This window comes from Phenylobacterium sp., from assembly GCF_016793285.1.
Taxonomy (GTDB): Bacteria; Pseudomonadota; Alphaproteobacteria; order Caulobacterales; family Caulobacteraceae; genus Phenylobacterium.
In genome coordinates this window covers 1-11,753 of sequence record NZ_JAEUMO010000223.1, presented here as the reverse complement: position 1 = coordinate 11,753, position 11,753 = coordinate 1, and the positions used below count along the sequence as shown (strand labels likewise).

The window sequence follows — 11,753 nt, the reverse complement described above, 5'->3', positions numbered from 1 at the left end:
CGCGCCTGGACCACCGGCGCGATCACCAGTTGCGCGATGCGGTCGCCGCGGCGGATCGTGAAGGCCTCGGCCCCGTGATTGATCAGGATGACTTTCACCTCGCCCCGGTAGTCGGCGTCGACCGTGCCGGGCGAGTTGAGGCAGGTGATGCCGTTCTTGAACGCCAGGCCCGAGCGCGGCCGCACCTGACCCTCGAAACCTTCGGGCAGCGCGAACGCCAGCCCCGTCGGCACCGCGAAGCGGTCGCCGGGATGCAGCACCAGCGGCTCGTCCTGCGGCACCGCGGCGCGCAGGTCCATGCCGGCCGCCTGGGCGGTCTCGTAGGCCGGCAGCGGCAGGTCGGCGTTGTGCGGCAGGCGGGCGATCGGGACGGTGGGTCCGGTCACTGGAACTCCTCGGCGATGCGGGCGGCGAGCCGGCGGCCGACCTCGCCCTTGGGCATGCGGTCCCATCGCTCGATTCCGCGGCGCAGGACTATGCTGACCGCGTTCTCGTCGCCGCCCATGGTCCCCTGGATGCTCACGTCGTTGGCCACGATCCAGTCGCAGTTCTTGCGCTTCAGTTTGTTGCGGGCGTGCTCTTCCACGTTCTCGGTCTCGGCCGCGAAGCCGATCACCAGACGAGGACGCTGCGCGTGGCCGGACAGCTTGGCGAGGATATCGGGGTTCTCGATGAAGGTCATGCCGGCCGCCAGGAATGCGTCCTTCCCCTTCTTGAGCTTCTGCGGCGAAACCTCGCTCGGCCGCCAGTCGGCGACGGCGGCGACGCAGACAGCAATGTCCGCCGGCAGCGCGGCCTCGCACGCCGCAAGCATCTCGCGCGCGCTCTCGACGTCCACCCGCCTCACGGCCGGCGGCGCCGGCAGCGCGGTGGGCCCGCTCACCAGCGTCACCTCGGCGCCCAGTTTCGCCAGGGCCGCGGCGATGGCGTAGCCCTGCTTGCCCGACGAACGGTTGGTGATCACCCGCACGGGATCCAGCGCCTCGGCCGTGGGCCCGGCCGTGACGATCGCGCGCCGGCCCGCCAGCGGCCGCCCGCCGGCCAGCGCGGCCATGATCGCCTCGAAGATCGCGGGCGGCTCGGCCATCCGGCCTGACCCGTATTCGCCGCAGGCCATGGCGCCCTCGTCGGGTCCGACGAACAGCACGCCGTCGGCCTTCAGTTGCGCGAGGTTCCGCCGGGTCGCCGCGTGCTCCCACATGCGCACGTTCATCGCCGGCGCCATCAGCACGGGCTTGTCGGTCGCCAGCAGCGTGGTCGAGGCGAGGTCGCCCGCCAGCCCGTTGGCAGCCTTGGCCATCAGGTCCGCCGTGGCCGGCGCCACGACTACCAGGTCGGCCGAGCGCGAGAGCTCGATGTGGCCCATCTCGGCCTCGTCGGTGAGGCTGAAGAGTTCGGTGTAGGCCTTGTCCTCGGCGAGCGCCGACAGGCTGAGCGGGGTGACGAACTCGGCGCCCGCCTTCGTCAGGATCGGCCGCACGCCGACGCCCGCCTTGCGCAGGAGCCGCGTCAGCTCCAGCGCCTTGTAGGCCGCGATCCCGCCGCCGACGATCAGGAGAACCCGCTTACCGCTCAAGGGAACCGCCCCGTTCGAGAGGGCCCCGATTTAGGTCATCGCCGGGGACTCGACAAACCTTCAGCGGTATGTTCTTTCTTTGTTCCGAAACAGCCTGAGCTGGAGGGAACGATGTCGGCAATCAGGACGATTCTGTTCATGGGCGCGGCCGCCCTGGCGCTCAGCGCCTGCGACAACGGCCCGTCGGCCGTCGCGGGCAAGCAGCAGGCCGCGGGCACGCAGATGGCGGAGGCGGCCAGCGGCCCGGACGCCTATTCGACGGCGCCCTCGTCGCGCTCCGACGACGACGTCGCGCCGCGGGCCGATCACCGCAACGACCCGGTGAAGCTGGTCGACGGCAAGCCGATGTGGTCGGCCAGCCGCCGCTACTCCGCCGACGAGAACGCCCGCCGGGCCTTCGAGCGGAACGGCGAGGCGTTCGGCGCCGACAGCGTCCAGGCGTTCGTGCAGAAGGCCCACGCCTTCGTGTCCGATCCGCCGAAGGGCGCCCAGACGCTGAAGCGGCGCAACGGCGACCTGCTGATCTACGATGCGAAGAGCAACACCTTCGCCGTGCGCAGCAAGGACGGCGCGCCCCGCACCATGTTCCACCCCGACGACGGGGCGTCCTACTGGGCCGAGCAGAAGACCCGCGAAGCCCGCCGCACCCAGTCCGCCCGCCGCAACGGCGACGACGACGCCTGACCCGTGTGGCCGCGCCCCTTCTCCCCTTGCCGGAGAAGGTGGTCCGCGAAGCGGGTCGGATGAGGGGTCGCACCGACGGGATCAGTGAAGCTGGGGGCAATGTAGCGCCGAGCGAGCATCAATCAGGCGCGGAGCTTGAGACGACGCGCGCCGTCGACCGAGCAGTTCCTCTGGAAACTACTCAGAGATCGCCGCCTCGATGGCGTGAAGTTCCGTCGACAGGTTCCGCTCGGTCCCTACGTCGTTGATTTCGCGTGCCTGCGGTTTCGCCTGATCGTTGAGGCGGATGGACCGTTTCACGACCCGATCCATGATGCCAGCGCGACGCGTGGCTGATCGGCCAAGGGTTCCGCGTTCTTCGCTTCCCGAACGACGTACTAGCCAACAACAGAGACTGGAAGGTTGTCTCCCGAATTCTGGAGGCGGCAAGGCAGCCTACCCGGGTCGGCGAGATCCCTCATCCGTCAGGCTGCGCCTGACACCTTCTCCCGCAAGGGGAGAAGGATTACAGCAGCCGGCCGGCCATGAAGGCCGCGGCGCCGACAAGGGCGCCCAGCAGGAACTGGACGATCCCGAAGCGGGCCTTTTCGGGCTCCGGCGTCACCGCCGGCTGCGGCTGAGTCAGGCGGGCGAGGTTACGGATGGCGCTCTCGGCCTGGCCGGCCAGTTCCCTCACGCGGCTGACGGGCGACAGCTCGCGGGCGATCCAGCGCCGGACCACCGGCTCGGCGGCCGCCCAGATGTTGTGGTCGGGGTCGATGCGCCGGGCGACGCCCTCGACGGTGACCATGGTCTTCTGCAGCAGCACCAGCTCGGGGCGCAGGTGCATGTCGTAGAGGGCGGTGATCTCGAAGAGCTGGGTGAGCACCCGGCTCATGGCGACCGCGTCGGCCGTGCGGCCGAACACCGGCTCGCCGACGGCCCTGAGCGCCTGTGCGAACGCCTCCACGCTGTGGTGGGCCGGCACGTAGCCGGCGTCGAAATGAACCTGGGCGACGCGCCGGTAGTCCCGGTTCAGGAAGCCCCAGAGGATCTCGGCGAGGTAGCGCCGCTCGGCCGGCCCGAGCCTGCCGATGATCCCGAAGTCGACCGCGAACAGGCGCGCGGGGGCGGCGGCGAACAGGTTGCCCTCGTGCAGGTCGGCGTGGAAGACGCCGTGATCCAGCGCCTGGGCGAGGAAGGCCCGCGTCAGGTTGTCGGCCAACGCCGGCCGATCGAGGCCCGGCTGCTCCAGCGCCGCGTCGTCGCTGAGCGGCACGCCCTCGGCCCACTCCATGGTCAGCACGCGCTTGCCGACGCCCGGCCAAACGACCCGCGGCGCGGCCATGTAGCCGTCCTTGGCCATGATCTCGGCCAGCTCGTCGGCGCCGGCGGCCTCCAGCCGCAGGTCCAGCTCGAGCTCGGTCGCGCGGATCACGGTGTCGGCGAACCGGATCGGCTCCAGCCGCCGCAGCGGCGGCGCCCAGCGCGCCATCAGCCGGGCGGCCAGCGCCAGGACGGCCGAGTCCGCGGCCACCCGCCGCTCGATCCCCGGCCGAAGCACTTTCACCGCCACGCGCCGGCCGTCCAGCAGGGTCGCGTCGTGCGCCTGCGCGAGCGAGGCGGCGGCCACCGGCTCGCTCATCGCGGCGAACAGCGCCTCGACCGGCCTGCCCAGGCCCTCGGCGATGGCTGCACGGGCCTGCGACGCGGGAAACGGCGGCAGGCGGTCCTTCAGGTGGCCCATGTCCTCGGCGAAGGTGCGCCCGAAGATGTCGGCCCGCGTGGACAGGAACTGCCCCAGCTTGATCGCCACGGGCCCCAGGCCCTGCAGCGCGCGGGCCAGCCGCTCGCCGGGCCGCCCGTCGCGCCGGCCGGCGAAGACCCGCAGCGTGTTGGCCAGCGCCCGCACCGCCGGGGAATAGAAACCGTCCAGCTCGCGCGGCAGCAGCGCGTCGTTGCGGACCAGCGTCCACCCGGCGCCGATCAGCCGGAAATAGGCCCCGAGCGACGCCACCGCGGGCTCAGACGGCCCGCGCGGTGTGCAGCGCCGCCACCCCGCCCGAATAGTTCGTCCACGCCACCTGGCCGAACCCCGCGCCGGCGATCAGGGCGGCGAACGCCTTCTGGTCCGGGAAGCGCCGGATGCTCTCCACGAGGTACTGGTAGCTCTCGCGGTCGTTGGCCACCCGCGCGCCGATCTCGGGGATAACCTTGAACGAATAGGCGTCATAGGCGGCCCGCAGCGCCTCGGTCACCGGCCGGGAGAACTCCAGGCACAGGAACCGGCCGCCAGGCTTCAGGACGCGCCTCGCCTCGCGCAGCGCCGCGGAGATGTCGGTCACGTTGCGGATGCCGAAGCTGATGACGTAGGCGTCGGCGCTCGCATCGGGCAGCGGCAGCCGCTGCGCATCGCCGACCGCCCAGCAGACCTCGGGCATCCCGCCGCGCTCGATCCCCGCGGCGATCATCTCGGCGTTGTAGTCGACCACGAAGATCCGGGCGTCGTCGCCGCCGCGCCGCTCCTGCGCGCGGCGCGCCAGCTTCGCGAACCTCCGGGCCATGTCGCCGGTGCCGCCCGCGCAGTCGACGATGACCTCGCCGGGCTGCGGGTTGAGGCGCGCGGCCGTCGCGTCCTTCCAGAGCCGGTGGACGCCCGCGCTCATCAGGTCGTTCATCAGGTCGTAGCGCCGGGCCACGCGGTCGAAGACGCCCCGCACGAGGCCCGGCTTCTCGGAAGCGTCGACGTCGCGGAAGCCGAAGGTCGCGGAAGGTCCCGTCATGCGCGCCCTCTTACCGTCCAAGGACTTGGCGCGCCAGCGAAGGCGTGCCAAGCCGGTCGGCGATGCCTGAACTTCCGGAAGTCGAGACCGTCCGCGGCGGCCTTGCCCCAGTGCTCGAAGGCCACCGGCTCGCCCGCGTCGAAGCCCGCCGCCCCGACCTGCGCTTTCCGCTGCCCTCCGACTTCGTCCAGACGCTGACCGGCGCGACGGTCGTCAGGCTGGAGCGCCGCGCCAAGTATCTGCTGGCCCGCCTCGACCGCGAGGACACCCTCGTCATGCACCTCGGCATGAGCGGCCGCTTCGAGATCGCGAGACCTGAGGGCCAGACGCGGCCCGGCCAGTTCCACTACGCGCCGGATCCCGACCCGAAGCACGCGCACATCGTCTTCGAGACCGAGGCGGGCGCCCGGATCACCTACTACGACCCGCGCCGTTTCGGTTACATGGCCCTGGTCAACACCGCGACCTTCGGCCTGCACCCGTGGTTCGCGGGGCTGGGCCCCGAGCCGCTATCCGACGCCTTCGACGCCGCCCACCTGAAGGCCGCGTTCAAGGACCGCAAGCAAGGCCCGAAGACCCTGCTGCTCGACCAGCGGATCGTGGCGGGCCTCGGCAACATCTACGTCTGCGAGGCGCTGAACCGCGCCCGCATCTCGCCCTTCAAGCCGGCGGGGAAAGTCAGGGCCGCCAGGCTCGAGGTCCTTGTGCCCGAGATCAAGGCCGTGCTGGCCGAGGCGATCGAGGCCGGCGGCTCCACCCTGCGCGACTTCGCCCAGGCCGACGGGGCCCTGGGCTACTTCCAGCACCGCTTCCGCACCTACGACCGCGAGGGCCAGCCCTGCCGCAACGCCGGCTGCAAGGGCGTGATCGGCCGCAAGGTGCAGGCGGGCCGCTCCACCTTCTACTGCCCGGTCTGCCAGACGTGAGGGCCTTGCTCGCGGGCCTCGTCGCCGCCTTCGCGCTCGCCGCGCCCGCCCTGGCCGAGCCGCCGGTCTGGGTGGTGAAGGACAGGGACTCCGAGCTGGTGCTCTTCGGCTCGGTCCACGTCCTGCCGCCCGGGCTTGCGTGGAAGCCGGCCTCCCTGCAGGCGGCGCTCGGCAAGGCCGACGACCTCTGGTTCGAGCTGCCCGTCGGCCCCGAGGCCGACCGCGAGATCTCGCTGATCGCCGCGACCCGCGGGGTGCTGCCGACCGGCCAGTCGATCTTCCGGCTGCTGCCGCCCGGGGATGCGGCGCTCCTGATCAAGGTCGCCGACGCCTACGGGGTCGACAAGACGACCCTCGACCGGCTGGAGCCCTGGCTGGCCGAGGTGACGCTGGCGGCGGCGGCCTACCGCAAGGCCGGCGCCGACACCGCACATGGCGTCGAGACGACGCTCAGCGCCGCCACGCCTGCCACCGTCCAACGCAGGGCGCTCGAGACGCCCGCCCGCCAGCTCGGCCTCATCGACGGCTCGCCGCTCCGCGAACAGATCGCCTCGCTGCGCCAGACCCTGCAGGAGATGGACCGCGATCCCGGGGCCTACATGCAACTGGTGCGCGCCTGGATGGCCGGCGACGTGAAGGGGCTGGACCGCGAGGCGCTCGCTCCGCTCCGCCGCGCCTCGCCCGTCGTCTTCGACCGCCTGGTGATCCAGCGCAACGCCGACTGGACGCGGCAGCTCGACGCGCGCCTGAAAGGCAGGGGCCGCACGGTCGTCGTGGTCGGCGTCGGTCACCTCGTCGGGGCCCAGGGCCTGCCGGCCCGCCTGCGCGCCCTTGGCTATTCCGTCACGGGGCCGTAAGCGGTCGGCGCAGCACCGGGAGCGCACATGGCCTACGAAACCCTGATCGTCGAAAGCCCCAGCGAGGGCGTCACCCTGATCCGGCTCAACCGGCCGCAGGCGCTGAACGCGCTGAACAGTGAGCTGCTCACCGAGCTCAGCCAGGCGCTGGACGAGGCCGAAGGGGACAACAGCGTCCGCTGCGTGGTGCTGACCGGCTCGGAACGCGCCTTCGCCGCCGGCGCCGACATCAAGGAGATGTCCGACAAGTCCTACGCCGAGATGTTCCAGTCGAACTTCTTCGGCGCCGCCGGCCAGCGGGTCGAGCGCTTCCGCAAGCCGATCATCGCCGCGGTCGCCGGCTTCGCACTCGGCGGCGGCTGCGAGCTGGCCATGCTGTGCGACTTCATCATCGCCGCCGAGACCGCCAAGTTCGGGCAGCCTGAGATCAACCTGGGCGTCATGCCCGGCATCGGCGGCACGCAACGCCTGCCCCGCGCCGTGGGCAAGGCCAAGGCGATGGACATGGTCCTGACCGCCCGGATGATGGACGCCGCCGAGGCCGAGCGCGCCGGCCTCGTCAGCCGCGTCGTGCCCGCCGACAAGCTGGTCGACGAGGCGCTGGGCGCCGCCGCCAGGATCGCCGCCCAGTCCACGCTGGCGGTGATGATGAACAAGGAGCTGGTCAACGCGGCGTTCGAGACCACGCTCTCGACCGGCGTCGGCATGGAGCGGCGCCTGTTCCACTCCCTCTTCGCCTTCGAGGACCAGAAGGAGGGGATGGCCGCGTTCATCGACAAGCGGAAGCCGGCCTTCAGGGGCCAGTAGCGGGTGGCCGGAACCCGGGACTGGCGCCAGTGGCGCGACGAGCAGGCGGCGCGACTCGAAAAGGCCACCGGCGAGACCCTCGGAACCTGGGCGGCGCGCGTCCGGAGCGCCGGCCTGCCGGATCGTCCCGCGATCACCGCCTGGCTCGCCGAGCGCGGAGTCACCGGCTACGCCGCCATGCTGCTGCGCTACGAACAGCTCGGCTATCCGGACTTCATGACCGCCACCGCCGACAGCCTGGTGGACGCCCAGTACGCCGACCGGCCCGCACTGCGGCCGATCTACGACGCAGTCCTGGAGGCGGCGCTGGGGCAGGGCGAGGTGACCGTGCAGACGCGCAAGACCTACGTCTCGCTGCTGACCCCCAGGCGCACCTTCATCCGCGTCCAGGCGACCACCCTGAAGCGCGTGGACGTGGCCCTGCGGCTGGCCGCCGACGCTGGGGGACGTCTGGTCCGTTCGCGACACGAAAACATGCCCGTCCAGTTCGGCCTCGCCTCGGTCGCCGAGCTGGACGACGAGGCCGTCGAGCTGATGCGGCGGACCTACGAGGCGAACGTCTGACCGCCGCTCGCGGGCGGTTGACCGCAGGGGTCCGTTTCAGTATATCCGCGCCTCCAATTTCGCCCGCCGGCCAACCGGCGGGGTTTGCCCGTTTGAAGAAGAGTCCCGAATGGCCAATACGCCCGGCGCCAAGAAAGCGGTCCGCAAGATCGCCCGTCGCACCGAAGTGAACACCGCCCGCCGCTCGCGCGTGCGCACCTTCCTGCGCAAGTTCGAGGAAGCGGTCGCCGGCGGCGACGTCGCCGTGGCCAAGGACGCCTTCGTCAAGGCCCAGTCCGAGCTGATGCGCGCCGTGACCAAGGGCGTGGTCCACAAGAACACCGGCTCGCGCAAGGTGTCGCGCCTGGCGGCTCAACTGAAGAAGATGTCGGCGGCCTGACGCCGGTCGCGGGGGGCACTTCCCCCTCTTCACCTCTAGGAATTTCGAAAGCAGCGCCCCCTCCGGGACGCTGCTTTTTTGATGCGCCGAACCCCTGCGAGGTGCGACTCCTGCGACCAAAAAGCTCAGCTTCCGGGGTGGGTTTTCGGGCTTTCCCTTGGACCGAAAAGGGTCCCTCGCGAGTCAACAGAAATAAGTCTCGACGGTGAAAAGAATCACCGTTGACCCCCCAGGGCCCCTCATTAGTGTCTGCCTTCTTACAGGTTCTCACTCTTGATCTCGGGGCCAAACCGGGACGGCGGCGGAGCACATGCGTTCGCCGAGTAAGAACCTGTTTTCGTTGAACAATCGGGTCGGTCGGGGGGTTCGGGACCCTGGCTTTTGGGTAAGAAAGTGATGGGGTTCCGAGGAATGACGAGCGGGGGGGCTGCGGGAGCTATGGCCAATGCGCCGGCGACAGCCGTGTGGAGCAAGACGTGCCAGGTTCTCAAGCGCGAGCTGGGTGATGCGACGTTCGGGTCGTGGCTGGGTCACGCGGCCCTGCGCGAGACCGCCGACGAAGTGTGCGTCGTCGCCGCCACCGGCATCGCCCGCGACTGGATCCGCCACAACGCGTGGCGCCGCATCGGCGAGCTGTGGGCGCAGAACGACCCGCTGAACCGCCGCCTCGACCTGAAGTGCCGCACCGAAGTCGATTCCGCCTCCCTCACCGCGCATCCTCTCGTCGCCGCGAATGCGCCCGGTTCCGCCCCCCAACCGGCTGCTGTCCCCATGTCCGCCCCCGTGTTCGAGATCGAGGCCGAAGCCGTGGCGCCTGTCGCCGCGCGCCAGGGCCGCCTGCAGGGCCTGCAGGAGCGCTACACGTTCGACACCTTCGTGTCGGGCCCGGCGAACGAATTCGCCTTCGCCGTGGCGCGCCGCGTGGCCTCCTGGGCCGACGGCCACTTCAACCCGGTCGTCTTCCATGGCCCCTACGGCTTCGGGAAGACCCACCTGCTGAACGCGCTCGCCTGGGAGGCCATGCGCACCGGCGGGCCGGGCAAGCGGGTGGTCTACCTCTCCGCGGAGCGCTTCACCTCGACGTTCGTCAACGCCATCCAGACGCGCCAGACGGCGGCGTTCAAGGATGAGCTGCGCAACGCCGACCTGCTGCTGATCGACGACGTCCATTTCGTGGCCGGCAAGACGCAAACGCAGGAAGAGCTGTTCCACACCCTGATCGCTCTGGTGGAGGATGGCCGCCGCGTGGTGCTGACCGCCGACCGCTCGCCGACCGAGATCTCCGAGATGGAGCCGCGGCTGCGCAGCCACCTGCAGATGGGCCTCGTCTGCGGGATCGAGCCGGCGGACCGCTCCCTGCGGCTCGGCATCCTGGAGCGAAAGCTGAACACGCTCGCCCAGCAGGGCGGCTTCGTGCCCGCCGCCCGCGCCGAGGTGCTGCAGTTCCTCGCCGACCGCTTCACCGACAGCGTGCGCGAACTGGAGGGCGCGCTGAACACGCTGGTGGCCCGCGTGGGCGGCGACATCGCTCGCCTGAGCCTCGACGAGGCCCAGGCGATCCTGCGGCCCCACCTGAGCGTCAACGAGCGCAAGGTGACCGTGGACATGATCCAGAAGGTCGTGGCCGAGCACTACGCGCTGAAGCAGGCCGACCTGATCAGCGAGCGCCGCGCCCGCGCCGTAGCCCGCCCGCGCCAGGTCGCCATGTGGCTGGCCAAGCAGATCACCACGCGCAGCCTGCCCGACATCGGCCGCCGCTTCGGAGGCCGCGACCACACCACGGTCCTGCACGCCGTGCGCCGCATCGAGCAGTTGAAGGGCGAGGACGCGACCATCGCGCGCGACATCGACGTCCTGCTGCGCAAGCTCCGGGGTTAGCGGACGCTGGGGTTAGCGGACGCTGGGGTTAGCGGACGCTGGGGTTAGCGGACGCTGGGGAGCGCCGCCAAGGCGGGCCCTTCTTGTTCCCGGGTGCAGCGAAAGGGCGACCGCATCGCTGCGGCCGCCCTTCCGTACGCGACGCTTACGCCAAGCTACTCGCACTGAACTCAGGCACGGACCATGGCCACGCGACGGCGACGGCGCAGCACGGCGCCCATCAGGCCGAAGCCCATGATGGCGATGGCCCAGGTGGACGGTTCCGGCACGCCGGCCGAGACCGAGACGTTGTCGAAGAAGACGCCGGCGTTGCCCTCGATCGTGCCCGCCAGGCGGATCGTCTCGGTATTGCCGGTGCCGACGAAGCTGAAGCCTCCGGTCTGCCAGGCCATCGAGCCCATGCCGCCGAACGAGCCGTCGCCGAGCGCCGTGACGTTCAGGCTCTGGCCGCCCGCGGTGACCAGCGCGGTCGCCGTGTAGGGCGCGTTGGCCGGATTGCGCGAGTAGCTGAAGGAGACATTGTAGAGGCGGCCCAGGACTGTCGCGAAGCTCTGCGCGATCGTGCCGGCGCTCCACCCGTTGATGTCGAGCGAGTACTGACCGCCGCCCGACGGGCCCCAGAGGCTGTTGGTGTCGGTGAGGTCGACCGAGCCGGCCTCTACCGTCCAGCCGGGGAGGATCGCCGGGCCGCCGGCGTAGTAGGTGAGCCCGCCCCAGCCTTCCGGCGTGGCCGAACCGACGTCGTCGAACCCGCCGTTCGTGAGCAGCTCGACGGTGGCGGCCGAAGCCGAGGTGGCCACGGCGGAGACGGCCAGGACGGCGGCGATGGCGATGGGTTTCAGCACGGCGAATTCCTTGAGGACGACCCGCGTCATTCCGGGACGCGGACGACGGCAGCTAAGGCTGTGCTTGCAGGGGGTATGCCAGCCGCCTGTGTGGCGGGGCGTCGCATACGAAAGGGCGGCCGGATCGCTCCGGCCGCCCTTCGCTCAGTTCAGCAGATCGGACAGACGTTTAGGCGTCCGCCTTCTCCTCGGCCTTGGCCGACAGGTCCTCGCCGGTCTCCTGGTCGACGACCTTCATGGAGAGGCGGGTCTTGCCGCGGTCGTCGAAGCCCAGGAGCTTCACCTTGACCGACTGGCCTTCGCTCAGCACGTCCGAGACCTTCTCGACGCGGCGGTCGGCGATCTGGCTCACGTGGACCAGGCCGTCCTTGGCGCCGAAGAAGTTCACGAAGGCGCCGAAGTCGACGATCTTGACCACCTTGCCGGTGTAGATCGTGCCGATCTCGGGCTCGCTGGCGATCGACTTGATCCAGTC

General features: G+C 70.6%; 13 protein-coding genes and 1 pseudogene. 8 read left to right on the top strand and 6 right to left on the bottom strand.

The genetic code is table 11. The annotated features are described in order from the left end of the window. The coding region (dut, locus tag JNL41_RS19560; protein ID WP_293477851.1) for a dUTP diphosphatase at positions 1 to 386 on the bottom strand (386 nt) is incomplete at its 3' end. Further along, positions 383 to 1,576 (bottom strand): bifunctional phosphopantothenoylcysteine decarboxylase/phosphopantothenate--cysteine ligase CoaBC, encoded by a 1,194-nt coding sequence (gene coaBC / locus JNL41_RS19555; protein ID WP_293477850.1) that lies wholly within the window; start codon positions 1,574 to 1,576, stop codon positions 383 to 385. The genes dut and coaBC, both read right to left, overlap by 4 nt. Positions 1,577 to 1,687: 111 nt before the next feature. Between coaBC and JNL41_RS19550 the strand changes: the two genes are divergently transcribed. Continuing rightward, entirely contained in the window at positions 1,688 to 2,260 is a 573-nt protein-coding gene (locus JNL41_RS19550) for a hypothetical protein (RefSeq protein WP_293477849.1), read from the top strand. Between the two features lie 135 nt (positions 2,261 to 2,395). Then, positions 2,396 to 2,739 (top strand): annotated as a pseudogene (locus JNL41_RS19545) (DUF559 domain-containing protein). A gap of 26 nt (positions 2,740 to 2,765) precedes the next feature. On the opposite strand, the gene ubiB reads toward JNL41_RS19545, so the two are convergent. Together ubiB and JNL41_RS19535 are read right to left on the bottom strand one after the other, a co-directional pair. Continuing rightward, positions 2,766 to 4,256 carry a 2-polyprenylphenol 6-hydroxylase gene (gene ubiB / locus JNL41_RS19540; protein ID WP_293477848.1) on the bottom strand — a complete coding sequence of 497 codons (1,491 nt, stop codon included), beginning with the start codon at positions 4,254 to 4,256 and terminating at the stop codon, positions 2,766 to 2,768. A gap of 7 nt (positions 4,257 to 4,263) precedes the next feature. Next, the gene (locus JNL41_RS19535) at positions 4,264 to 5,022 is read right to left on the bottom strand and encodes a class I SAM-dependent methyltransferase (protein WP_293477847.1); all 759 of its coding nucleotides are present in this window, start codon (positions 5,020 to 5,022) and stop codon (positions 4,264 to 4,266) included. A gap of 62 nt (positions 5,023 to 5,084) precedes the next feature. On the opposite strand from JNL41_RS19535, the gene mutM reads away from it, so the two are divergent. The 6 genes from mutM to dnaA all read left to right on the top strand — a co-directional run bounded on the left by mutM (position 5,085) and on the right by dnaA (position 10,433). Beyond that, positions 5,085 to 5,948 carry a bifunctional DNA-formamidopyrimidine glycosylase/DNA-(apurinic or apyrimidinic site) lyase gene (mutM, locus tag JNL41_RS19530; RefSeq protein WP_293477846.1) on the top strand — a complete coding sequence of 288 codons (864 nt, stop codon included), beginning with the start codon at positions 5,085 to 5,087 and terminating at the stop codon, positions 5,946 to 5,948. Between the two features lie 5 nt (positions 5,949 to 5,953). Beyond that, positions 5,954 to 6,805: a TraB/GumN family protein gene (locus tag JNL41_RS19525; protein WP_293477845.1), complete on the top strand. Its 852-nt coding sequence runs from the start codon at positions 5,954 to 5,956 to the stop codon at positions 6,803 to 6,805. A gap of 27 nt (positions 6,806 to 6,832) precedes the next feature. Then, entirely contained in the window at positions 6,833 to 7,612 is a 780-nt protein-coding gene (locus JNL41_RS19520) for an enoyl-CoA hydratase (protein ID WP_293477844.1), read from the top strand. 3 nt (positions 7,613 to 7,615) lie between these two features. Further along, positions 7,616 to 8,176: a DUF5655 domain-containing protein gene (locus JNL41_RS19515; protein ID WP_293477843.1), complete on the top strand. Its 561-nt coding sequence runs from the start codon at positions 7,616 to 7,618 to the stop codon at positions 8,174 to 8,176. A 109-nt stretch (positions 8,177 to 8,285) separates the two neighbouring features. Beyond that, positions 8,286 to 8,555, top strand: a complete 270-nt coding sequence (gene rpsT, locus JNL41_RS19510; protein WP_293477842.1) for a 30S ribosomal protein S20 — start codon at positions 8,286 to 8,288, stop codon at positions 8,553 to 8,555. Positions 8,556 to 8,951: 396 nt separating this feature from the next. Then, positions 8,952 to 10,433, top strand: coding sequence for a chromosomal replication initiator protein DnaA (gene dnaA / locus JNL41_RS19505; protein ID WP_293477841.1), 1,482 nt, complete (start codon positions 8,952 to 8,954; stop codon positions 10,431 to 10,433). Positions 10,434 to 10,603: 170 nt separating this feature from the next. Here dnaA and JNL41_RS19500 read toward each other — a convergent pair whose 3' ends face one another. After that, positions 10,604 to 11,278, bottom strand: coding sequence for a DUF642 domain-containing protein (locus JNL41_RS19500; protein ID WP_293477840.1), 675 nt, complete (start codon positions 11,276 to 11,278; stop codon positions 10,604 to 10,606). Positions 11,279 to 11,447: 169 nt separating this feature from the next. Next, on the bottom strand, positions 11,448 to 11,753 hold a 306-nt coding region (locus JNL41_RS19495), incomplete at its 5' end, for a S1 RNA-binding domain-containing protein (RefSeq protein ID WP_293477839.1).

What these genes read in the sequence shown, in the direction of transcription:
- JNL41_RS19535 (WP_293477847.1), bottom strand. Translation starts at nt 5,022, where the DNA reads ATGACGGGACCTTCCGCGACCTTCGGCTTCCGCGACGTCGACGCTTCC.
- rpsT (WP_293477842.1), top strand. Translation starts at nt 8,286, where the DNA reads ATGGCCAATACGCCCGGCGCCAAGAAAGCGGTCCGCAAGATCGCCCGT.
- JNL41_RS19520 (WP_293477844.1), top strand. Translation starts at nt 6,833, where the DNA reads ATGGCCTACGAAACCCTGATCGTCGAAAGCCCCAGCGAGGGCGTCACC.
- JNL41_RS19550 (WP_293477849.1), top strand. Translation starts at nt 1,688, where the DNA reads ATGTCGGCAATCAGGACGATTCTGTTCATGGGCGCGGCCGCCCTGGCG.
- dnaA (WP_293477841.1), top strand. Translation starts at nt 8,952, where the DNA reads ATGGGGTTCCGAGGAATGACGAGCGGGGGGGCTGCGGGAGCTATGGCC.
- mutM (WP_293477846.1), top strand. Translation starts at nt 5,085, where the DNA reads ATGCCTGAACTTCCGGAAGTCGAGACCGTCCGCGGCGGCCTTGCCCCA.